Source organism: Paenibacillus sp. LHD-38 (assembly GCF_031157315.1).
Classification (GTDB): Bacteria; Bacillota; Bacilli; order Paenibacillales; family Paenibacillaceae; genus Pristimantibacillus.
In genome coordinates, this window is the sequence record NZ_JAVIFU010000010.1 from 179452 (window position 1) to 201556 (window position 22105).

20 protein-coding genes, 6 tRNA genes and 1 rRNA gene are annotated in these 22105 nt (G+C 49.5%); 1 reads left to right on the plus strand and 26 read right to left on the minus strand.

Going from position 1 to position 22105, the window contains the following annotated elements; translation table 11 throughout:
• Positions 1-152 precede the first annotated feature (152 nt).
• The 19 genes from RCO25_RS11190 to RCO25_RS11280 all read right to left on the minus strand — a co-directional run bounded on the left by RCO25_RS11190 (position 153) and on the right by RCO25_RS11280 (position 19461).
• Positions 153-1103: an ROK family glucokinase gene (locus tag RCO25_RS11190; RefSeq protein WP_308996231.1), complete on the minus strand. Its 951-nt coding sequence runs from the start codon at positions 1101-1103 to the stop codon at positions 153-155.
• A gap of 175 nt (positions 1104-1278) precedes the next feature.
• The gene (gene trxB, locus RCO25_RS11195; RefSeq protein ID WP_308996232.1) at positions 1279-2226 is read right to left on the minus strand and encodes a thioredoxin-disulfide reductase; all 948 of its coding nucleotides are present in this window, start codon (positions 2224-2226) and stop codon (positions 1279-1281) included.
• Positions 2227-2247: 21 nt separating this feature from the next.
• Positions 2248-3999: a tetratricopeptide repeat protein gene (locus RCO25_RS11200; protein ID WP_308996233.1), complete on the minus strand. Its 1752-nt coding sequence runs from the start codon at positions 3997-3999 to the stop codon at positions 2248-2250.
• A gap of 165 nt (positions 4000-4164) precedes the next feature.
• Positions 4165-5115, minus strand: a complete 951-nt coding sequence (locus RCO25_RS11205) for a ribose-phosphate diphosphokinase (RefSeq protein WP_308996234.1) — start codon at positions 5113-5115, stop codon at positions 4165-4167.
• A 115-nt stretch (positions 5116-5230) separates the two neighbouring features.
• On the minus strand, positions 5231-6037 hold the full coding sequence (gene hisJ / locus RCO25_RS11210) for a histidinol-phosphatase HisJ (RefSeq protein WP_308996235.1): 807 nt from the start codon (positions 6035-6037) through the stop codon (positions 5231-5233).
• 45 nt (positions 6038-6082) lie between these two features.
• Positions 6083-6775, minus strand: a complete 693-nt coding sequence (gene hisIE / locus RCO25_RS11215) for a bifunctional phosphoribosyl-AMP cyclohydrolase/phosphoribosyl-ATP diphosphatase HisIE (RefSeq protein ID WP_308996236.1) — start codon at positions 6773-6775, stop codon at positions 6083-6085.
• Positions 6772-7530, minus strand: a complete 759-nt coding sequence (gene hisF, locus RCO25_RS11220; RefSeq protein WP_308996237.1) for an imidazole glycerol phosphate synthase subunit HisF — start codon at positions 7528-7530, stop codon at positions 6772-6774. The genes hisIE and hisF overlap by 4 nt, the downstream gene beginning before the upstream one ends.
• Before the next feature lie 108 nt (positions 7531-7638).
• On the minus strand, positions 7639-8256 hold the full coding sequence (gene hisH, locus RCO25_RS11225) for an imidazole glycerol phosphate synthase subunit HisH (RefSeq protein WP_308996238.1): 618 nt from the start codon (positions 8254-8256) through the stop codon (positions 7639-7641).
• Between the two features lies 1 nt (position 8257).
• Positions 8258-8863, minus strand: coding sequence for an imidazoleglycerol-phosphate dehydratase HisB (hisB, locus tag RCO25_RS11230; protein WP_054025926.1), 606 nt, complete (start codon positions 8861-8863; stop codon positions 8258-8260).
• Positions 8864-9056: 193 nt separating this feature from the next.
• Positions 9057-10343, minus strand: coding sequence for a histidinol dehydrogenase (gene hisD, locus RCO25_RS11235; RefSeq protein ID WP_308996239.1), 1287 nt, complete (start codon positions 10341-10343; stop codon positions 9057-9059).
• A 169-nt stretch (positions 10344-10512) separates the two neighbouring features.
• The gene (gene hisG, locus RCO25_RS11240) at positions 10513-11187 is read right to left on the minus strand and encodes an ATP phosphoribosyltransferase (protein WP_308996240.1); all 675 of its coding nucleotides are present in this window, start codon (positions 11185-11187) and stop codon (positions 10513-10515) included.
• Positions 11184-12416: an ATP phosphoribosyltransferase regulatory subunit gene (locus RCO25_RS11245; protein ID WP_308996241.1), complete on the minus strand. Its 1233-nt coding sequence runs from the start codon at positions 12414-12416 to the stop codon at positions 11184-11186. The genes hisG and RCO25_RS11245 overlap by 4 nt, the downstream gene beginning before the upstream one ends.
• Positions 12417-12610: 194 nt before the next feature.
• Positions 12611-13144, minus strand: coding sequence for an acyltransferase (locus tag RCO25_RS11250; RefSeq protein WP_308996242.1), 534 nt, complete (start codon positions 13142-13144; stop codon positions 12611-12613).
• Positions 13131-13802, minus strand: coding sequence for a pyrophosphatase PpaX (gene ppaX, locus RCO25_RS11255; protein ID WP_308996243.1), 672 nt, complete (start codon positions 13800-13802; stop codon positions 13131-13133). The genes RCO25_RS11250 and ppaX overlap by 14 nt, the downstream gene beginning before the upstream one ends.
• A gap of 23 nt (positions 13803-13825) precedes the next feature.
• Positions 13826-14827 carry a prolipoprotein diacylglyceryl transferase gene (gene lgt / locus RCO25_RS11260; RefSeq protein ID WP_308996244.1) on the minus strand — a complete coding sequence of 334 codons (1002 nt, stop codon included), beginning with the start codon at positions 14825-14827 and terminating at the stop codon, positions 13826-13828.
• A gap of 21 nt (positions 14828-14848) precedes the next feature.
• Positions 14849-15787, minus strand: coding sequence for an HPr(Ser) kinase/phosphatase (gene hprK / locus RCO25_RS11265; protein WP_308996245.1), 939 nt, complete (start codon positions 15785-15787; stop codon positions 14849-14851).
• 198 nt (positions 15788-15985) lie between these two features.
• Positions 15986-17107 carry an ABC transporter ATP-binding protein gene (locus RCO25_RS11270; protein ID WP_308996246.1) on the minus strand — a complete coding sequence of 374 codons (1122 nt, stop codon included), beginning with the start codon at positions 17105-17107 and terminating at the stop codon, positions 15986-15988.
• 89 nt (positions 17108-17196) lie between these two features.
• Positions 17197-18339: a PucR family transcriptional regulator gene (locus RCO25_RS11275; protein WP_308996247.1), complete on the minus strand. Its 1143-nt coding sequence runs from the start codon at positions 18337-18339 to the stop codon at positions 17197-17199.
• A 174-nt stretch (positions 18340-18513) separates the two neighbouring features.
• On the minus strand, positions 18514-19461 hold the full coding sequence (locus RCO25_RS11280; RefSeq protein WP_308996248.1) for a glycosyltransferase family 4 protein: 948 nt from the start codon (positions 19459-19461) through the stop codon (positions 18514-18516).
• Between the two features lie 189 nt (positions 19462-19650).
• Between RCO25_RS11280 and ssuE the strand changes: the two genes are divergently transcribed.
• Entirely contained in the window at positions 19651-20202 is a 552-nt protein-coding gene (gene ssuE / locus RCO25_RS11285; RefSeq protein WP_308996249.1) for an NADPH-dependent FMN reductase, read from the plus strand.
• A gap of 135 nt (positions 20203-20337) precedes the next feature.
• On the opposite strand, the gene RCO25_RS11290 is transcribed toward ssuE, so the two are convergent.
• From RCO25_RS11290 to RCO25_RS11320, 7 genes are all read right to left on the minus strand, one after another.
• Positions 20338-20413: transfer RNA gene (locus tag RCO25_RS11290), tRNA-Lys, on the minus strand.
• Between the two features lie 16 nt (positions 20414-20429).
• Positions 20430-20514, minus strand: a tRNA-Tyr gene (locus RCO25_RS11295).
• Between the two features lie 38 nt (positions 20515-20552).
• Positions 20553-20628, minus strand: a tRNA-Phe gene (locus tag RCO25_RS11300).
• Positions 20629-20644: 16 nt separating this feature from the next.
• Positions 20645-20721 (minus strand) — tRNA-Asp (locus tag RCO25_RS11305).
• Between the two features lie 35 nt (positions 20722-20756).
• Positions 20757-20832 (minus strand) — tRNA-Val (locus RCO25_RS11310).
• A 22-nt stretch (positions 20833-20854) separates the two neighbouring features.
• Positions 20855-20931 (minus strand) — tRNA-Met (locus RCO25_RS11315).
• Positions 20932-21082: 151 nt separating this feature from the next.
• Positions 21083-22105: ribosomal RNA gene (locus RCO25_RS11320) — 23S ribosomal RNA — on the minus strand; the annotation flags it as partial.

Here is a 22105-nt window from a genome sequence, read left to right on the forward strand (position 1 = left end):
TAAGGATATGCTTAGACTTTGCGTTAGCAAAGTCACTTCGTAAGGATATGCTTAGACTTTGCGTTAGCAAAGTCACTTCGTAAGGATATGCTTTGGCTTTGGCTTTGCCCTAGCAAAGCCGTTTCGTTAATCGCCTGCTTTTGCTTTTAAGATTAACCTCTTAGAATAAGTCCTGCCGCGCCTACTACGCCCGCATTGTTGCCAAGCGTTGCCGCAACGATTTTTACATTTTCTTTCGCTTGCTCCTGCGTATACTTCTCAAATACTTCGCGAATTTGATCGAATAAGAAATCTCCTGCTTTTGAAACGCCGCCGCCGATGATAAAATATTGCGGATTCAAAACGATCGCAATCATCGCCATGGATTTACCCAAATAATAAGCAGCGCGGTTCACGATACGCGTCGCAACCTCGTCGCCTGCTTTCGCTGCGTCGAGAACATCCTTCGCCATGATGTTTTCTACCATGGAAAGTGATGTACGGTCACCGCGTTCAACGGCATCCTTCGCCATGCGAATAATACCGGTCGCCGAAGATACCGTTTCCAAGCAGCCCATTTTGCCGCATCCGCATTGTATGGCTTCAAGATCAGGCACGATTGCCATATGGCCCAGCTCGCCTGCCATGCCCATATAGCCCTCAACGATTTTACCCTCTATAATAATGCCGCCGCCTACGCCTGTTCCGAGCGTATAGCATACGCAGTGCGCGATGCCTTTACCCGCTCCGCCCCAAGCCTCGCCTAGTGCCGCAACATTTGCATCATTGTTAACTTTAACCGTCTTCTTTAACTCTTGCTCCAAATAAGCCTTCAGATTGACATTCTCAATCTTCAGGTTCGGCGCAAATTTCACGATACCGTTCGGAATATCCAGGAAGCCTGCAATACCAACGCCTACCCCGTCAACCTGCTCCCAATCATAGTCTGATTCGGCTACGATCTGCTGTGCATAATTTGCAATATTTTGAAGGATAGTGTCCGTTCCTTTACTCGCTTCCGTCGGCCCCTCATACGTCTGGAGCAATTGTCCATCCGCATTGCAAATGCCTAACTTAATAGCAGTTCCGCCGACATCGACTCCAACGTAAATCTTTTCAGACATCACTAGTCCACCTCATCAATATGTTAATCTTCTCTGTAACACTATAAGCGACCTTTATGCTCTGGTCAAGATAGCTTAAAGGGGTGCTCCCAGCTATCGAAAAGGCTATACCTTCAAGCAAATCGCTCTGCCGGTATAGCCCCTTACTCTATCTTATGATGCTCATCGCCAAGTATTAAAGCGATTTGCTCCAATCATGCGTCACTGCGCCTTCTAGGAATCTTTCGCAATCCAGTGCAGCCATACAACCGCTGCCTGCTGCCGTGATCGCTTGGCGGTACTTGCTGTCTTGCACGTCGCCGCAAGCGAATACGCCTGGTATGTTTGTTTCGGTTGTGCCCGGTTTCACAACAATATACCCGTGATCATCCGTATCGATTTGTCCTGCAAGGAATTTCGTATTCGGTGTATGGCCGATAGCAATGAAAATGCCGTCGGTCTCAATAACGTCCTCTTCGCCTGTTGCATTGTCACGGACTTTAAGACCCGTAACGCCCATGCCTGTAGCTACCACTTCGACCGGTGTACGGTTTAGGCTCCAGCTAATTTTCTCGTTTTCACGAGCGCGATCCTGCATGATCTTGGAAGCACGCAGTTCATCACGACGATTAACCAGCTCAACGTTCGTCGCGAAGCGCGTAAGGAAGCTTGCTTCCTCCATCGCTGAGTCGCCGCCGCCGACTACGATAATTTTCTTGCCGCGGAAGAAGAAGCCGTCACAGGTTGCGCAGGTGCTTACGCCTTTTCCGACATTTTCTTTCTCGCCTGGAATGCCCAAGTATCTAGCAGATGCGCCTGTAGAGATGATGATGCTCTCGCCCACCAGTTCCCCATGGCCTTCTACCTGAAGCTTGAAAGGACGCTCCGACATATCCACGCTGTTTACCCAGCCGGTAATAAACTTAGCGCCAAAGCGCTCCGCTTGTTTGCGCATATTTTCCATGAGTTCTGGACCCATGATGCCTTCCGGAAAACCAGGAAAGTTCTCCACTTCTGTTGTTGTCGTCAATTGCCCGCCTGGCTCAGGGCCTTCAATAATCAGCGGATTCATATTGGCGCGTGCCAAGTAAATAGCTGCTGTAAGTCCGGCAGGGCCGGTACCGATAATAATGGATTTGTACATAGACATTCACCTCGTAAAAGTTTATTCGTCCTGCAATTCCTGCGTGAAAAAGACGGAGCTCATCGACTTCATCTTCTCTTTGATGCCGCAAACCTCGTCAATCAGCTTGACGTTCTTGCTTACTGTTGCGATCGAAGTCCCGTACCGAAGCGAAACCTCATGGTACGAAATGGATCTCCGATGCATCTTAGCTGTCAAATATTCTAACGCAGCTGCCCAGCCCTCAGGCTTTGCCAGCTTCGGAACGTCCGGGTATACGCGTGACAAGAACTCTACCCATAAAGTCATCAAATCATGCTGCTGGACCAAGTCGTATTGCTTGCTCATGCGACCGAGCGCCGTTTCAACAACATCCTGCCATTTTTCCTCCCACACAGGAAGCCTCGAAGGAACACGATTCGGTTCGATTACCGTTTCTTTCCCTTCAAGCACGATATGCAGCGGCTCTTGAACACCCATCGTACGAAGCACGAAGATTGCAATCCGCTTTAAGTAGTCATCCTCATCGCGCTCCATCAAAAACGATTGCAGCACGTCCTTTACCTCGCTGTCGGCAATCATGCCTAAAGCCTGGATAACCTGCAGCTTCGTATGCTGGTCGCCATGGCGCAGCGCCCAGAAAAATGAGGAACGAACAAGCGGATCACGCTTGAGATGGTCGGGAATGCCGTCCGAGGACTTCTCCCAGAGCTTGAACTGCTCTTCAAACGGCAGATGGTAATGGTAGCTGATGGATGCCGTCTGCTCCCCGCTGCGAACGAGCTCAAGCTGCTCCATATAATAATGAGGAATGCCCGATTTCGGATCGAGCTTTATCGTTTGCTTCCACAGCCGCTCTGCTTCCTGCAAACGTCCGATATTGCAAGCGGCGACAGCGGCATAATGATACAAACTAGGATCCTGCGTAAGCTCGGAGTCTTTGAGAAGCCTAATAAAATGCTTATAAGCAGCACCATGCTCTCCTAAGATGCCCATAGTTGTTGCCAGTTTAAACACATGCTCCTGATGGAACGGCACGGTCTTCGCAAGCAGCTCTACAAGCGGCTGCAGGCTTTGCTCGTCATTCTTGTGCTGATAGAAAATAGCAAGATTGCAAAGCGCATGCAGGTTGCCCGATTCAAGCTCAAGCACCTCATGAATGGTATCCATCGCCTTTTCGAACATGCCCATATAATAATAGGCCAACGCCAAATTATTGCGCGCAGCGAGAAAATCCGGCTGACCTTCAATAATTTTTTCTAAAATGCGCACAGCCTCCGTGAATTTGCCTTCTTCCAGCAAGGTGCGAGCCAAGTCATGCTCGACCATGCCCTCGCGCGATTTAATATTCGTCAGACGCGTAGGACGCTCAAGCTCGTAATGCAGAAGATCCATCATATCCTCCGCTTCATCAAGAAACTGCCCTTCCGAATCCTCTTCTAAATATCGAATAAGCGAGCCCTCAGCCGCTTCATATTGCTCCATATTAGCAAAATTGTTCGCCATGTAGAAATGGCATTCCGTCATCGTCGGATCAAGCTCTTTCACAATCCAGCCTAAAATCCGATTCGACTCCTCATAATTGCCCATTTCAGAAAGAATGCCGGCCATATTGCAATGGTTTACCGGATTTTCCGGCTCGTATTCCACGGCGCGACGAAAATATTTAAGTGCCTTGTCATAATGGAATCGATCTAGTGACCGAACCGCACGCTCGAAAAAAAACGTCGCGTCCCATTGAACCGGTATGACTTTCGTCTGTTGATCTACGGCAACACGTTTCTTCTCTTTCACTGGCAAGGCACCTCCCGTTACTTCCGATTTTCTACGATTATACCATAGCCATACACTCGAGAACATGAAAGAATATGTGGCAAAATCGCGGACAGCAAATACGCCGCCCGCGATTTCCCGCGTCATTGCTATTCAATTCGTGTGCTCAGCATTCAGAACGAACGCTTATACGCCATTGCTTTTGAACAAGGTACTGATGGATCCGCCCTCCAAAATGATCCGCGTTGCTTCTGCAAGCAGAGGGGCAACGGAAAGCACTTTGAAGCGTTCCGGCGTTGATTCCGGTAAGCTGATTGAGTCTGTAACGATGACTTCTTTAATATTTGGATGATCCAAACGCTCAATGGCCGAGCCGGAGAATAACGGGTGCGTCGCGCATACATATACATCCTCTGCGCCGCGCTCCTTCAAGCCCTCCACAACGTTTACAATCGTAGAGCCCGTATCGATCAGATCCTCAATAATGATTGGCGTCTGACCTTCGACATCCCCGATAACGTGTGTGATAACCGATTCATTGTGCGCAGGGCGTTTCTTGATCATAATCGCAAACGATGTATCCAAGTAGTTAGCCAGCTTCTCGGCAGTTGAAGCACGTCCTGCATCCGGCGAGACAACAACCGGGTTCTTGATGTTTTTTGACTTCAAATAATCGCTGATAAGATCAAGCGCAGTCATATGATCGACCGGAATATTGAAGAAGCCTTGAATAGCTGGAGCATGTAGGTCGATTGTGATTACGCGGTTCGCTCCAACAGTCGTGAGCACATCCGCCAGCATTTTCGCTGAGATCGGCTCCCGTGGTGCTGCTTTGCGTTCCTGACGCGCATAACCGTAGTACGGCATGATGATGTTGACCGTTCTCGCGGATGCACGTTTCGCCGCATCAATCATAACGAGCAATTCGACAAAATGCTCGTTGATCGGATGCGAGAATGATTGTACGAGAAAAACGTCGCAATTCCGAATCGTTTCCTCATAATGCACGTAAATCTCACCGCTTTTGAAACGGGACATCTTGATCGCGCCTAGCGTCAGACCAAGCTCTGCACTGATTTTCTGAGCCAATACCGGATTAGACGAACCCGAAAAAATACGCACCTTGTCGCTTAACATGATACCCTCCTGAGCGTTAAAACCAATTAATTTTACGGAACTAGTACTCGTCCTTGTCGGATCATTCGACAAAGCTTGTTTGATCTTCTATATTATACATGTAATTTACGATATTTCAAAAATCAATCATCACTAATTTTCGACAATTAAATGTCGCCAGCTGCGTGAATCCCACTTCTTTAAGCACAGCATACGCTTGATCCAAGTATTGACCTAGTCTTTCCGGCTGGTGGGCATCCGATCCAACGGTCAGCGGAATGCCCAAATCCCTTGCGTATTCCAGCATTCTGCGGCTTGGAAACATCTCGGCGGCAGGCGTACGGAGGCCGGAAGCGTTGAGTTCAATGGCGAGGCCGTGACGCTTAACCGCTTCAAGCGCAGCATTCTCCAAATGGTTGACATCGCCTTCTGGCTGGAAGCCAAATCGCTTGATCACGTCAATATGGCCAATGTAGTCATAAAAGCCGGTTGCAGCCGCTTTTCCAATAGCATCGTAATATTGCTCATAAACCGCCATGCGGTCGCGGCCTTCCCAGCCCGCCGTTTGCCTGAAATCGGTAATATCCCATTCGCCTAAGAAATGAACGGAGCCAATCACGTAGTCCCATGGATAAGCTTTCACGATGGCTTCGATTTTCTCCTCGCAGCCTTCGATATAATCGCCCTCCAGACCTACGCGAATGTCAATCTGCCCTTTGTACTTTTCCTTGAGCATGAGGCATTCCTCTACATAACGGGGAAGCTCATCCATAGGCATCGCCATCTCCGGGTAGTATGTGGCTGGATCAACATGCAGCAGCGGCATATGATCGGAAAGGCCGAGCTGCACGAGTCCGATCTCAATTCCCTTCCGTACGTATTCCTCCAGCTCGCCGACCGCATGGCCGCAGCGAGCGTGATGGGTATGGTAATCGATAAACATGTGCGTACCGGCCTTTCTATTGTGAATTTTGAGATAAGCGATGACCTATCTCATTTTATTGGTGGTTGGTTTCCCATGACGGCTGTTGATTTCGCTTATCACGTCATCGAAAGGCAGCCCTCTCTCGCGTAGCAGTACCATTAGGTGGAAAATTAAATCGCCGGTCTCGCTGCGAAGCTCGTCATTATCTTTGTTTTTAGCTGCAATAATGACCTCGGACGCTTCCTCGCCAACTTTTTTCAATATTTTATCCACGCCTTTGTCGAACAGATACGACGTATAAGACCCCTCAGGGCGCTCTGCGTAACGTTCTGCGATAACGCTCTCCAGCTGCCCGAGCGTTGCGAAGCGATCAGCAGACGTTGGTGCAGCCGCTGAGGATACATTTTCGTTTCCGCTCACTTCAACCGCATTGAAGAAGCAGCTGTAACGGCCTGTATGGCAAGCAGGTCCCTTTTGCTCCACCTTGACGAGAAGCGTGTCCCCGTCGCAATCATAGGCCAATGAAACGATGCGCTGCGTATGGCCGCTTGTCGCGCCTTTATTCCACAGCTCATTTCGTGAGCGGCTCCAGAACCAGGTCACACCCGACTCCACGGTAAGCTGCAGCGATTCCTTATTCATATAAGCCATCATAAGCACTTCTTTGCTTTGCGCATCCTGCACAACGGCAGGAACGAGCCCCGCGTTGTCCCATTTGATTTTCGAGATAAGCCCGCTCTGGTTGTTTTCCGTCATCGTACCTCTACTCCCTTCAACCGCAAATCGTCCTTCACTTCCCGGATCGTCATTTCTTTATAGTGAAAAATAGTCGCAGCCAGCGCCGCATCCGCATGGGCCTGCTGAAACACATCGTTAAAGTGCTCGATTCTTCCTGCTCCGCCCGAAGCGATTACCGGGATGCCCAGCGAGTCAGAAACGGCCTGCGTAAGCTTAATATCGAAGCCGTCCTTCGTTCCGTCCGCATCCATGCTCGTCAGCAAAATTTCCCCAGCGCCGAGACGCTCCACTTCACGCGCCCACTCCAGCGCCTTTATGCCCGTCGTCTTGCGGCCGCCGTGCGTATAAACCTCCCACTCACCCCACTCTGCGTTGAACTTGGCATCAATGGCCACCACGATGCACTGCGATCCGAACTTGCGTGAGCCTTCCTGCACGAGCGTTGGATTCAATACCGCCGCCGTATTAATGCCGATTTTGTCCGCGCCGGCGCGAAGCAGCCGCTTCATGTCATCCACATGGGAAATGCCGCCGCCTACCGTAAACGGAATTGTAATTTCGCCTGCCGTCCGTTTGACAACCTCTATCATCGTTGCGCGCCCCTCGACCGAAGCCGAAATGTCCAGAAATACCAGCTCATCCGCGCCCTCCTGGTCATAGGTAGCCGCAAGTTCGACGGGGTCGCCTGCATCGCGCAGGTTTACGAAATTCACGCCTTTCACAACGCGGCCGTCCTTTACGTCAAGGCACGGAATAATACGTTTTGCCAGCATGTTTCCCTCTCCTTATTGCCCGTTAGCCGAGCTCGGTCTATTGTCTGCTATACAAGCGTAAACGGCTGACGCCGTCTTTAGTTTATACTTTCTTATATTTAAAAAAAGCTAAGCTTGCTTATTTTTGGTAAGCGCCAGGAAACTGCCAAGCAGCTGCATGCCCAGATCCCCGCTTTTTTCCGGATGGAACTGCATGCCGTATACGTTCCCGCGTCCGACGATCGCCGTCACCTGCTGGTGATAATCGGTCGTCGCAAGCAGGTCGGAGGCTTGCTCCGGCTTCGCATGGAAAGAATGCACGAAATACACATGTCCCTCGGTCAAACCGCTGAACAGCGGCGACTGCTCCTGCAGGAACGACAGCTTATTCCAGCCCATATGCGGAATTTTGTAATCACCGGCGAAACGGACCACTTTGCCTGGGAGCAGGTTCAGACCTTTGTTCGTGCCGTACTCCTCGCTTTCCGTAAAAAGCAGCTGCATGCCAAGGCATATGCCCAGTATGGGCTTGCCGGAGGCCGCATAGGCTTTGGCTACCTCATCCAGCTTCGTTTCGCGCAGGTTTTGCATTGCATCACCAAAAGCGCCGACGCCGGGCAGGATCGCTCCGTCCGCAGCTGCAATCGTCTGCGGATCATCGGTAATGACCGCCTCGTAGCCAAGCCGCTCCACAGCTTTGCTTACGCTGTGCAGGTTGCCCATGCCGTAATCGATGATTGCGATCATGCTACAGCACTCCTTTCGTCGAAGGCACTCCTTGTACGCGAGGATCAATGCTCGTTGCTTCGTCCAGTGCACGTCCAAGCGCCTTGAACACCGCCTCAATCATGTGATGCGTGTTTTTGCCATAGTGTACGATTACATGAAGCGTGATGCGCGACTCCAGCGCCAGCTTCCACAGAAACTCGTGAACAAGCTCCGTCGAGAAGCTGCCTACTTGCGCGGATGGATATTCAGCGCGGTATTCGAAATGCGGACGGTTGCTGACATCGATGATGACCTGCGCAAGCGCCTCATCCATCGGAACGAATACGCTGGCATAACGTTTGATGCCGCGTTTGTCGCCAAGCGCCTCACGTAGCGTTTGACCGATGCAAATACCGATATCCTCTACCGTGTGGTGATCGTCTATGTCGATATCTCCGCGCGCTTCCAGCTCCAGGTTGAACTGGCCGTGCTTCGTAAACAAGTCAAGCATATGGTTAAGGAAAGGCACATCCGTATCAATTTTCGTTTCGCCTGTTCCGTCTACTGCAAATGTAAGCTTAATGTCCGTTTCATTCGTCTTGCGTGCCACCGATGCTTCACGTACCCGATTTTCCGACACTTTCATTCCTTCTTCCTATTGTATTATATCGTTCACGGCATAACCTCGGATGAACGGGTCGTCTAAGTAGCCCGTAACTTCGGTTTGCCTTATCAATCGTTTTTTGTCGCTGCTGAAACGCCCGCCAGCTAGTCGAAGCAAAGTAGGACAGCAGCGGAAACAGGTGATTAAAGACGGCGCATTTCGGCGCCATCCTCCATTAACCGCGTTCCTTCTCCAGGCGAATCTCGATTGCGCGAGCATGGCCCTCGAGCCCTTCATGACGCGCAAGCGTCATGATTTTTTCGCCATTGGCAAGCAATGCTTCTTTGCTGTAGTAAATCAAGCTCGACTTCTTCAAGAAGTCGTCGACGTTTACCGGCGATGAGAACCGAGCGGTGCCGTTTGTCGGTATGATGTGATTCGGTCCCGCAAAATAATCTCCTACAGGCTCCGAACTGTAAGGCCCGAGGAAAATCGCGCCGGCATTTTGGATATAACCGAGCAGGCGCATCGGATCAACCGTCAGCACCTCCAGATGCTCAGGCGCAAGCTGATTGACGACGTCGATACCCGCTTCAAGCGAGTCGACGAGCAATACAGCGCCATAGCTGTCGATGGAGCTGCGAGCGATGTCCTGGCGCGGCAGCGTCGACAGCTGGCGTTCTACTTCCGCTGCGACAGCTTCCGCAAGCTGCTGCGACGGCGTCACCAGGATCGCCGATGCCATCTCATCATGCTCTGCTTGCGACAGCAGATCCGCGGCTATGTACGCGGGATCGGCTGAATCGTCGGCAAGCACGACGATTTCACTTGGCCCGGCGATACTGTCGATATCGACGGCTCCGAATACGGCGCGCTTCGCCAGCGCCACATAAATGTTGCCCGGTCCACAAATCTTATCGACCGGAGCAATACTGGCCGTGCCGTACGCAAGCGCGGCAATGGCCTGAGCCCCGCCGACCCGGTACATCTCCTTGACGCCCGCTTCCGCGGCGGCAACGAGAATATACGGGTCGATGCCCGCAGTGCCGCCGGTTGCAGGCGGCGTCACCATGACAATCTCCGGCACGCCGGCTACCTGCGCCGGAATGACATTCATCAGCACGGACGACGGATAAGCCGCCTTGCCTCCGGGCACGTATACGCCGACCCGCTTCAGCGGCCGCATAATTTGCCCGAGCAGCGTTCCGTCCTGCTGCAGATCCATCCACGAGGTCCGCATTTGCTTCTCGTGGAATACACGGACATTCACGGCCGCTTCGCGAATCGCCGTGAGAAAATCGGCGTCGACCAGCGCATACGCCGCCTGAATCTCCTCCTGCGTCACGCGCAGCGATGCCGCATCCAGCTTAACCCGGTCATGCTGCTCCGTATACCTCAGCAGCGCCGCATCCCCCTCGGCCTTTACGTCTGCAACGATCCTTAAGGCCGACTCATTTTGCTCCGGTGTTCCATACTCCACCTCGCGCTTCAATCCAAACTGCTCCGCTCGCATAATACGCATATTATCCACTCCTTCCAATGACTCTCCATGCTTTATCATTCAAATTATCCTTTTAAGTACCGTTCCCCACCTAAGCGCGCTATCAGCATGCTTATTACGTGTGTGCTGCTCATCTATCTGCAATATACAGCACGCAATATCCGGCCAGCATAAGCCTTAGCGTTCTGCTTTAGCGTTTGGAATCACCGTTAACAGCCTCTAAATTCCTTTTAGCCAGCGTCTCCTGCAAACGGTCGCATAGGCCTTGAATCACATCGTTTTTCATCCGGTAGCTTACCCGGTTCGCAATCAAACGGCTCGTTATGCCGAAGATCGATTCCATCTCGACAAGTCCGTTTTCGCGCAGTGTTTGGCCCGTTTCCACCATATCAACGATCCGATCCGCCAAACCGATCATTGGCGCAAGCTCAATCGAGCCGTTAAGCTTAATAACCTCTACCTGCTGACCGAGCTCACGGAAATACGCCGAAGCTACATTCGGATACTTGGTAGCTACCCGCGGATTCATCGTCGGCTTCCAATCCGGCATGCCGATAACGGACATCCGGCATTTTGCTATGCCTAGATCAAGCAGCTCGTAAACGTCCTTATTTTCCTCCATCAGCACGTCTTTGCCGACGATACCGATATCCGCCACGCCATATTCCACATAGGTAGGAACGTCAACCGGCTTCGCCATAATGAACTCCATTCCGACCTCAGGAAGCTCGATGATCAGCTTGCGCGTATCATCAAAATCACTCGGAATCGGCAGTCCTGCTTCGCGGAACAGCTTCGACGCCACCTTGTAAATGCGGCCCTTCGGCATCGCCACTTTCAAAATATCCTTTGTCTGTCCGCTCATGTGGCGCTGCCTCCTTTAATTCCGCTACCGTCATACGACAGCAAAGCCGTGTATGCTACACCTTTATAAACAAACGCTTGCTCCTCATCCGAATTTATTCCAATATCAAGCAGGTTGCTGCTGTCATCCAAACGTTCCGTTATAACGTTAACGCCCTGCGCGCGCAGCTCCTGCGCTTTGACGAGCGCTTCACCGCGGCCCTTCGTGTCATAGACAACAAGCGTCCGCTCCGTTTCGCTTTCGGCTTTATCGCCGAGCAGCTCCAAAATACGCGTCGTCTTAAGGGCAAAACCCGTCGCCGGTGCCGGTCTTCCGAACTGTGCCAGCAAATTGTCATAACGACCGCCGCTTACAACCGGGAATCCAAGATCAGCAGCGTAACCTTCAAAGGTCATGCCTGTATAGTAGGAGAAATCCCCGATCATCGTCAGATCAATAAGCACATGCTCGCAAACGCCGTACGCCTTCAGCACATCCCAAATTTCGCACAAATGGCGAATCGACTTCCGCGCTTGGTCATCCACGCTCAGCTGCAGCGCTTGATCGCAAATCTCTTGGCCTCCACGCAAGCGCAGAACGCCTTCAAGCTCGTTCCTCACAGATTCATCAAGCGAAAGCAAGCGAAGCTGCTCGCGGTAGCCTACGAAATCACGGCCAAGCAAGCAGCTCTTCAGCTGCTCTTGAGCATCCTTGCGGCCTGGCAGCGATTCCTCCATTAAGCCGTTTAGAAATCCGACATGCCCGATAGCTATTTTGAAGCGCTCGACGCCGGCTGCCTTGAGCGATGCAATCGCTAGCGCAACGACCTCGGCATCTGCTTCAGCCGAAGAATCCCCAACAAGCTCAACGCCGGTTTGGAAGAACTCTGCCTCGCGGCCCGCCTCCTCTTCAATAGCCCGGAACACATTAGAATGATAGGACAAGCGCTGCGGGAAATCTGCTTGCTTCAATAGGGACGAAACAACGCGAGCAATGGGTGCCGTCATATCCGAACGGAGAACAAGCGTCGTTCCGCGGTTGTTCAGAAGCTTAAACAGCTTCTGGTCCGAAGTTGAGCTGGCTACGCCCACTGTATCGTAGTATTCCATAGTTGGTGTAATAATTTGCTCATAGCCCCAGCCCTGCATGCAGGCCAGAACCTGGCGTTCAATATGACGCAGCTTTGCAACAGCGCCAGGCAGATAATCTTTAACGCCAATCGGCTTCTCGAATACTTTTGGTTTAGACATATAATTTCACCTTCGTTTACTTTAGTGGTTTAAAGCGATACCATGTTACCATGCTAACAAAATAAAGAGTTTAGTCGTAATATTAGCATGAAAAGCTTATTTTCGTCAAGCCAACTGCCACCCGCTTTGGACCAAAAAGAAAGCCCCGGCCAGCTGCGAAACGAACTCGCGCGGACGAAGCTTTTTAAAGCCCATTAATTTAAAATATTGCGGACACTCTCATCATACTCGTTTGGCGTAACCATCTCGCTCCGTCTGATTTCCCGCATCGGATTGCCGCCGACAAACGCATAAGCGGGCACATCCTTATGAACAACCGAGCCAGCAGCCACTATCGCGTAATCGCCGATCGTCACGCCGGGCAATATGGTCGTATTCGCACCAATCATGACATTAGAGCCAATAATGACATTGCCGAGACGGTATTCCTTGATTAAATACTCATGAGTCAGAATCGTTGTATTATATCCAATAATCGTATTATTGCCAACCGATATGCGCTCAGGAAAGAAGACATCGACCATGACCATAAGCGCAAATGCGGTATGCTCTCCTACCTTCATGCCGAGCAATCGGCGGTAAATCCAATTTTTGAGCGGAAGGATCGGACAGTATCGCGCAAGCTGGATAAAGATGAAATTACGGACCGACTTGAAACGGCTTACCGTCGAATACACCTGCCAAAGCGCGTTTGGTCCTTCCACTGGATATCGTTCAACTTTGCGCAAGCGTCTCCCGCTCCAATCCTACAAACGTATAAAGATCACGCATGTCATTGATCACATGATGAGCTCCCGCATCCATGAGCCTTTGTTCGCCTTTTAGTGACCATGCTACACCTACGGCTATGGCGCCCGCAGCAATTGCGGATTCAATATCTACCACGCTGTCGCCTACCATCAACGTCGTTGCCGGATCTGCTCCGAGCAGTTCGATGGCTTTGCTCACGGGTTCCGCATGCGGTTTAGGGTTAATAACATCATCAATTGTTACAATTGCATCTACATAGTCGTAGAGTCCAACGAACTTCAACCCGCGTTCCGTGGTTAGCCGCATTTTGGTCGTCACGACACCGATTTGGATGCCTTGTCCATGCAGCCTTGCAAAGACTTCATTCACGTAATCGAATGATTTAACGTAATCATCATGCAGGCGCAAATTCACTTCGCGATAGGCTGCGACAAGATCTGTGACATCTTCGAGGCCTGAGAACCGCTTCATTTGATCCGTTAGAGGCTCTCCCATACTCGGAATAATATGATCTCTTCCAAAGCCTTCAGGTGCTACGCCCTGCAAAGATTCTATGAACGAGCGGATAATAAGCTCATTGGTGTCGAGAATTGTGCCGTCCAAATCGAACAGCATCGTTTTGATCATGCTCGTCATCGTTAAACCTCCCTGAATTACACTTATCGTTTGCTGCCTTCATCTTCTTTAATAGAACCTGTATTGTTTTCTGCACTTGTTGAATTTGCATCATTGCCGCCATTACGCTCTGGCTTGCTTGTTGTAATGGGATCCAGGTAGTACGCGGATGCAAGACCTGTCTTGCGGCGTACGATAATGAGCACGATGGCTCCGATAATCAAAAGCAAGGCCAGTACTTGTGAAATCCTAATGTTGCCGTAAGCGGGGTCCAAATAACCTTGTTTGAATAAAACCTCCATCGGCGCCCATAAACCATTAATGAGAGAAGCCAACCATGATGGCCCTCTAAATGCCAAGCTGTCGGTACGGAGCGCTTCAATGAAGAAACGGCCGATAGAATACCAGATAAAATAGCTGGCCATCAGCTCGCCTGCACGCAGAAACTTCTGACGGCGAAGCACGAACAGGATGATAATACCGACTAAGCTCCATATCGACTCGTACAAAAACGCAGGGTGGCGATACACGCCTTGAACCAGCATCTGATCCACGATAAAGGATGGCAGGTGAAGCGTATTGCGCAGGAATTCCTCGGAAACTTCTCCGCCATAAGCCTCTTGATTCATGAAGTTGCCCCAGCGCCCGATCATTTGGCCCGCAAGCAGTCCGGGTACGCAAATATCCACTAAGCGCCAGAAGTTATAGCCCTTATAGCGGAAATAGAAGAACCCGCAAATGAATGCTCCAATAATCGCGCCATAAATGGCAATTCCGCCGTTCCATATTTTGAATACATCAACGAAGTTACCCTTGTAATCTTCCCATTTGAACGCTACATAATAAATACGCGCTCCGATAATGGCAGAAGGCACGCCGAGCAGGAGCAAGTCCATAAAGAAGTCCGGCTTAATACCGAACCGCTTCCCTTCCTGCACGCAAAGAAGCAGCCCGACCAAAGCAGCCGTTCCCAAAATAATGCCATACCAATGCACTTCGATTGCACCTAACGAGAAGGCAATTGGATTAAGTATCAATGTCTTCATTCTTTTATATCCCCTTTAGGTTCAATCGTATTCATCCATATCATCGGCAATCGTTTCCGTCAGCTTATTCGTGAATTGCAGAGCCGCATTGTAGCCCATCCGTTTCAAACGGAAATTCATCGCTGCTACCTCGATAATGACGGCCAAGTTCCGTCCTGGACGTACGGGTACAGTGACGAGCGGAACGTCTGTCTCGATAATTCTCGTCGTTTCCTCATCCAGTCCAAGGCGGTCATACTGCTTATCCTGCTGCCAGTTCTCAAGCTTAATGACAAGGCCGATACGCTTCTGTGTGCGTACTGCCCCTGCTCCAAACAGCGTCATAACATTAATGATCCCTAGTCCCCTAATTTCAAGCAAGTGCCGGATAAGCTCGGGCGCGCTGCCATGCAGCTGTGCGTCCGAGGTTTGCATAATTTCTACCGCATCATCGGCAACAAGCCGATGTCCACGTTTGACAAGCTCTAATGCCGTCTCGCTTTTACCGATGCCGCTTCCGCCTGTAATGAGCATGCCTATGCCATATACATCTACAAGAACGCCATGAATCGTTGCCGTAGGAGCGAGCTTTCTCTCCAAGAAATCAGTAATTCGACTCGATAAAATCGTCGTTGCAATGTTGCTCCGCAGTAATGGGATTTGCATCTCGTTGGATTGCTCGACAAGCTCTTGAGGCGCTTCCAATCCCCGTGTCAAAATAATGCATGGCGTATCCTCGTTGCAGAGGCGAACCATCCGATCCTTGCGTTCTTCGCTTCCCAGCATATTCAAGAACGAGATTTCCGTTCGGCCAAGCAGCTGCACCCGCTCACTTGGATGGTAGTGGAAATAACCGGCCATTTCAAGACCCGGACGATATAAATCATCTACCGTAATCGCACGCTTCATTCCGTCCTCGCCAGCTATAATTTCGAGCTGAAATTGTTTGACGAGCTCAGATACTTTCACTTTCTTCGGCATCGTAGGGCCTCCCTCATATGACAACTGCTTGTGTGTATGTAAGTTTTTTTCTAATGTCTTCATCGTAAAGGAAAAAGGCTCCAAACGCAACGTTTGCTGCACTGCACAGCGCCTATCGGAAGCAATCGGAGGGTTTTACATTAATCCACAAAAAAAGAACGGCCGGATAATCCGGCCGTTCTTTTTCCATACTATTTATTAACCTTCGAAAATGTTAAGTTCTGTCGCTTTGTCGAACAAGTGTGCTTTGTTCATATCAAGCGCAAGCTTAACGCTCGTGCCGTCACGTAGACCGGAGCGGCTGTCAACACGCGCGATAGTTGTGTCAGTGCCGATACCGTTCAGGTACAAGTACATTTCGTGACCAAGGTTCTCAGCAACCTCTACATTTGCGTTCACGATTGTTTGTGGAGAAGCTTCCAAGAATACAGGCTCTTCGTGAAGATCCTCTGGACGAATGCCGAGAATTACTTCTTTGCCGATGAAACCTTTCGAGCGAAGAACCGCTGCTTTGCCTTCAGGAACAACTACATCAACGCCGCTTGCTTTGAAGCGAAGCGCGCCACCTTGTTCAGTAAGGGATCCGCTGATGAAGTTCATCGATGGAGCGCCGATAAAACCAGCAACGAAGATGTTTACAGGGTGGTTGTAAAGCTCTTCAGGAGAAGCTGTTTGTTGAATGAAGCCGTCTTTCATAACAACGATACGGTCACCCATTGTCATTGCTTCGATTTGGTCATGCGTTACGTAGATAGTTGTTGTTTCAAGACGTTTTGTAAGCTTGCTGATTTCAGCGCGCATTTGTCCACGAAGTTTCGCGTCCAAGTTGGAAAGCGGCTCATCCATCAAGAATACTTGCGGCTCACGAACGATTGCGCGCCCTAGAGCGACACGTTGACGTTGACCACCGGAAAGTGCTTTAGGTTTACGGTCAAGCAAATGCTCGATATCAAGAATTTTAGCAGCTTCACGAACACGTTTGTCGATGTCTGCTTTTTTGAATTTACGAAGTTTAAGGCCGAAAGCCATGTTTTGGTAAACGTTCATATGCGGGTACAACGCGTAGGATTGGAATACCATCGCGATGTCGCGGTCTTTAGGAGCAACATCGTTCACAAGGCGGTCGCCGATGAACAATTTGCCTTCGGAAATTTCTTCAAGGCCTGCAATCATACGAAGAGTTGTCGATTTACCGCAACCAGATGGTCCGACCAATACGAGAAACTCTTTGTCTTTAATATCTAAGTTAACGTCAGTAACCGATGCTTTGTCAGTACCCGGGTATTTTTTGTAAATGCCTTCTAAACGTACGCCTGCCATGATAATTTTCCCCCTAGAAAGAAATTTCGATATGCCTATATCTTATCCCACGGAGGCGCTTATGACTATGCACATACTTTACAAAAAAACTAATTTCTTTTCGTAACTTTGTACAATAGTAATATAATTTTGACTAGAACGGCCTCTCTAAACTGACGAACATCAAGACCAGTCTCCTGTTTAAGCTTATCTAAGCGATATAATAACGTATTACGATGTATATATAATTTCTTTGCGGTCTCGCTTACATTGCAATCCAATGTGAAAAACGTATCCAGTGTGCTCAGCATTTCTGATTCCACGAACAGATCCGCTCTTTTTAAAGACTGTTCTAAATATTTGGCGCGCTGTGCTTCAGGAATCGCATTAAGCAAACGTTCCAGCTGAAGCATCCATGGCAGATGTATGTTTGTACCCACATGAAATTTACGTCCAAGATTAATCGTTTCCCGAAGCAGCATCGTCGTTTCAATCATTCCCTTTGCCGGCGATGTGGGGTGAGCAACCGCTAAATGGCACTCGCCGATCCATTCGCTTGCAAGCATCTCGTGCAACCCGAGCCCGATCGAAGCAAGACTTTCCTCAAGTGACTCCTCCTCCTGTTCGTCGAAGGCATCTGAATCCTCATCCCTTAATAATGACATAGAGCCCCATATGAGCCATTCCTGACTTTTAAGAGGTATGAGCAAAATATCATCGGACATAAAGGACCGAAGCAGCTTTTCCAAATCTGAATAGGTAGCTTGCTGGGTACCAGGCTGCTCCGTGACGAGCAGAAATGGAATCATTTCATTGAATAAGCGGCTGCCAACCGTCAGATGGTCCGGTAAAGAATAGGCAGGCTCATCTGATTCCAGCTGTTTCTGAATCCAGTCGCCAAGCTTAAGGGCTTGTCTCTCCGTTTCAGTAAGCGCCGCGCTTTTTTTCTCGGCTAACGTTCCAAGGTTAAGTCGGAGTGTCCAACTGATCAGCTCTTTTTCAGTTGCTTGAAGGGAGGACCCTTCGAGTTCTAGCAGGTCTACTTCATAATCATTAGAAGAAATGACAATCCAAGTTTTATCTTCTTTTTCTACACGTTGGCCTTCTATGGGAGATGTGACCGTGTTATCGCCTAACCACACCTCATCGGCATTGCTTATTAAATCGTTCCACTCCGCTATCGATTTCGAAACAGCATGCACCGGACAGTTCAAAATGTGCTGCAGCGGCTTCAACCAGTCTGTCGTGCTCATTTCTCTATCTCCAATCTCCGTAAGCGTTAGCGGCTATGCGCGGACCTCATTCAGGAGGCGCGCAATGACAATTAGCAGCTCCATATAAGCGGATTAATGATTAAAAAAGCTTATTCCCATTTTGAAATAGAATATCGCTTTTTTCCGTCATTGTACCATATGAACCTTATTAATTCAGCCTATAGCTAATAAAAGAATGATCGACAGCAGCGCAAACAGTGCGGCAATCAGATAAAGAAACGATACCGTTTGTACCTGGCTAAGCCCCCATTTCATCAAAAGATGATGCGTATGAAGCTTGTCCGCGCGATGCAAGCCCTTACCGCTTATCAACCTCCTGAGCATGACATATATCGTATCGAAAATAGGCAATCCGAGCGCGAGCAGTGGAACAAGCAAAGTAATGAACGTAGCTCTTTTGAACGTTCCGTCAACCGCAATGACCGCTAGTGTATATCCCAAAAATGTAGCACCCGCATCCCCCATAAATATCCGGGCAGGATAAAAATTGTGCACCAAAAAACCAAAGCATGCCCCTGCAACAATAATGGCAAGAATTGCGGTGCTCGGCTGCCCCTTTATTAAGGCCACCGTTAATAGCGTAAGGGCAGATAATGTACAAACGCCTGAAGCAAGCCCATCAACACCATCAATAAAATTGATCATATTGATCAAAGCAAATACCCAGAGCATGGTCGTAAGCCATGAGAGCCAGTCCGGAAAAGATAAGAACAGATTGGTAAACGGATTAGCGATACCCGCAATTTTAATGTGAAATAAAGTCGGTATCGATGCCGCCCCCATATAAAGGATAACACGGGGCCATACCGGGAAGTCCTTTCCCTTTGCTTTCGAAGCATCATCCAGGAGACCGACGATGACGAGTACCGATCCTCCGGAAACAATGGTCCAAGTAAGCGGCGTAAATCCAATAAAAATAAACATAGCAATTACGCAACCAACAAAAATAGCCGCTCCCCCCATCAGAGGAATCGGCTTATTATGTATCTTCCTTTGATTTGGGCGATCAACAAAGCCAAGGCGCAGCGCAAAGACCCGAAGCGGTGGTACGCTTGCAAATACAATCGCAAAGCTGATCAAAGCCGCCAGTCCATATATCATTGCAACTACCCCTTTATCTGTTTATTTACCTTGTATATACATTGTTCCCTTATATCGATAAAATACAAGAAACAATTCATACCTGTTTGACCGATATGGGCATTCATGGTACTATTTATTCATAGTTTACTTATCGGATTAATGAATTATTTAATCTCACCATTATCGAGTCGAAAGAGGAGTGCGCACATGCCGAAAATCGTAATCATTTCCGGAAGTCCAAATGCTTCGTCACGCTTAAACGGGATCACGCAGTATGTTGAACAGCAGCTTATTGAGAAAAATCTTACAGTAGATTTAATTACGGTTGTTTCTTTGCCTCCTGAAGATCTCATTCATGCAAGGTTTGGGAGCCCGGCTATTGTAGAAGCCAACAAATTAGTTGAAGATGCCGATGCTGTCATCATTGCTAGTCCTGTCTACAAAGCTTCTTTCACTGGTGTACTTAAGACGTTTTTGGATCTGCTTCCGCAAAAAGGTCTTGACGGCAAAATCATTGCACCGCTTTTTATCGGAGGTACCATTGCACATCTTCTCTCTATTGACTATTCCCTTAAGCCTGTACTCGCATCCATGGGCGCTAAAATATATGTAAGTGGCGTTTATGCAGTCGACTCCCAAATCAATCGCACCCAGGAGCCTAATGAAGCGCCTGTTTTTGAAATAAACGAAGAACTGACATTGCGATTAACCGAGACGGTAAATGAACTTACGCGTGAGCTGGCTCTTCGCAGCAAATAGCTTTAATTAACAAAAAAGGTGCATGCTTGAGACAATTTCTGTCTTTAAAAGCATGCACCTTTTCTTTTTTGTTTCATAAAATCAAAAAAACCGAAGATCCGGGGATCTTCGGTTACGATGTCGATGTAAGAAAAATGGTGAGTCATGTAGGATTCGAACCTACGACACCCTGATTAAAAGTCAGGTGCTCTACCAACTGAGCTAATGACTCATGATGTGTAAAAAACTGGTGGAGGATGATGGATTCGAACCACCGAACTCAGAGAGAGCAGATTTACAGTCTGCCGTGTTTAGCCACTTCACTAATCCTCCATGCTATTACCTATTCTCCGTATTAACGAAAAATAAAGTGGTGGCTCGGGACGGAATCGAACCGCCGACACGAGGATTTTCAGTCCTCTGCTCTACCGACTGAGCTACCGAGCCTTACTTTAAAGAAAAATGGCGGAGCTGACGGGATTCGAACCCGCGGTCTCCTGCGTGACAGGCAGGCATGTTGGGCCACTACACCACAGCTCCAAGTGGATTCGGTCATAATGCCGAATGAGTGAATATGGTGGAGGATGACGGGATCGAACCGCCGACCCTCTGCTTGTAAGGCAGATGCTCTCCCAGCTGAGCTAATCCTCCAGATGTTACAGTAAAAAGGTAATGGTAGCGGCGAAGGGGATCGAACCCCCGACCTCACGGGTATGAACCGTACGCTCTAGCCAGCTGAGCTACACCGCCACGCTTGTCCCCCGAATAATTGTCGTTTGCAGCGTTCGGGGACGCTTGCAAAGTCAGAACATTACGCCCTGAAAACTGGATACGAAAGTTAGGTTTGCTGAAACCTTTTTAGCTGCTGTCTGCCGGATGTATGGGTCCATGCAAACGTGTTTAGGATAAGCCCTCGACCGATTAGTATTCGTCAGCTGCACACATTGCTGTGCTTCCACCCCGAACCTATCAACCTCGTCGTCTTCAAGGGGTCTTACATACTGGGAAATCTCATCTTGAGGGGGGCTTCACGCTTAGATGCTTTCAGCGCTTATCCCGTCCGTACTTGGCTACCCAGCGGTGCTCCTGGCGGAACAACTGGTACACCAGCGGTACGTCCATCCCGGTCCTCTCGTACTAAGGACAGCTCCTCTCAAATTTCCTGCGCCCGCGACAGATAGGGACCGAACTGTCTCACGACGTTCTGAACCCAGCTCGCGTACCGCTTTAATGGGCGAACAGCCCAACCCTTGGGACCTACTTCAGCCCCAGGATGCGATGAGCCGACATCGAGGTGCCAAACCTCCCCGTCGATGTGGACTCTTGGGGGAGATAAGCCTGTTATCCCCAGGGTAGCTTTTATCCGTTGAGCGATGGCCCTTCCATTCGGTACCACCGGATCACTAAGCCCGACTTTCGTCCCTGCTCGACTTGTAGGTCTCGCAGTCAAGCTCCCTTATGCCTTTGCACTCTTCGAATGATTTCCAACCATTCTGAGGGAACCTTTGGGCGCCTCCGTTACATTTTAGGAGGCGACCGCCCCAGTCAAACTGTCCACCTGACACGGTCCCCGAACCGGTTTCACGGTTCTAGGTTAGAACTCCGATACGATCAGGGTGGTATCCCAACGTCGCCTCCACACAAGCTGGCGCTCATGCTTCTCAGGCTCCCACCTATCCTGTACAGATCGTACCAAAGTCCAATATCAAGTTACAGTAAAGCTCCATGGGGTCTTTCCGTCTTGTCGCGGGTAACCTGCATCTTCACAGGTATTAAAATTTCACCGGATCTCTCGTTGAGACAGCGCCCAAGTCGTTACGCCATTCGTGCGGGTCAGAATTTACCTGACAAGGAATTTCGCTACCTTAGGACCGTTATAGTTACGGCCGCCGTTTACTGGGGCTTCGGTTCACAGCTTCGGGTT

Coding starts and splice junctions, on each gene's coding strand:
- RCO25_RS11190 (WP_308996231.1), bottom strand. CDS start 1,103: ATGTCTGAAAAGATTTACGTTGGAGTCGATGTCGGCGGAACTGCTATT.
- trxB (WP_308996232.1), bottom strand. CDS start 2,226: ATGTACAAATCCATTATTATCGGTACCGGCCCTGCCGGACTTACAGCA.
- RCO25_RS11205 (WP_308996234.1), bottom strand. CDS start 5,115: ATGTTAAGCGACAAGGTGCGTATTTTTTCGGGTTCGTCTAATCCGGTA.
- hisJ (WP_308996235.1), bottom strand. CDS start 6,037: ATGTTTATCGATTACCATACCCATCACGCTCGCTGCGGCCATGCGGTC.
- hisIE (WP_308996236.1), bottom strand. CDS start 6,775: ATGACGGAAAACAACCAGAGCGGGCTTATCTCGAAAATCAAATGGGAC.
- hisF (WP_308996237.1), bottom strand. CDS start 7,530: ATGCTGGCAAAACGTATTATTCCGTGCCTTGACGTAAAGGACGGCCGC.
- hisH (WP_308996238.1), bottom strand. CDS start 8,256: ATGATCGCAATCATCGATTACGGCATGGGCAACCTGCACAGCGTAAGC.
- hisB (WP_054025926.1), bottom strand. CDS start 8,863: ATGAAAGTGTCGGAAAATCGGGTACGTGAAGCATCGGTGGCACGCAAG.
- hisD (WP_308996239.1), bottom strand. CDS start 10,343: ATGCGTATTATGCGAGCGGAGCAGTTTGGATTGAAGCGCGAGGTGGAG.
- hisG (WP_308996240.1), bottom strand. CDS start 11,187: ATGAGCGGACAGACAAAGGATATTTTGAAAGTGGCGATGCCGAAGGGC.
- RCO25_RS11245 (WP_308996241.1), bottom strand. CDS start 12,416: ATGTCTAAACCAAAAGTATTCGAGAAGCCGATTGGCGTTAAAGATTAT.
- ppaX (WP_308996243.1), bottom strand. CDS start 13,802: ATGACGAGCATGATCAAAACGATGCTGTTCGATTTGGACGGCACAATT.
- lgt (WP_308996244.1), bottom strand. CDS start 14,827: ATGAAGACATTGATACTTAATCCAATTGCCTTCTCGTTAGGTGCAATC.
- hprK (WP_308996245.1), bottom strand. CDS start 15,787: ATGCCGAAGAAAGTGAAAGTATCTGAGCTCGTCAAACAATTTCAGCTC.
- RCO25_RS11270 (WP_308996246.1), bottom strand. CDS start 17,107: ATGGCAGGCGTACGTTTAGAAGGCATTTACAAAAAATACCCGGGTACT.
- RCO25_RS11275 (WP_308996247.1), bottom strand. CDS start 18,339: ATGAGCACGACAGACTGGTTGAAGCCGCTGCAGCACATTTTGAACTGT.
- RCO25_RS11280 (WP_308996248.1), bottom strand. CDS start 19,461: ATGATATATGGACTGGCGGCTTTGATCAGCTTTGCGATTGTATTTGCA.
- ssuE (WP_308996249.1), top strand. CDS start 19,651: ATGCCGAAAATCGTAATCATTTCCGGAAGTCCAAATGCTTCGTCACGC.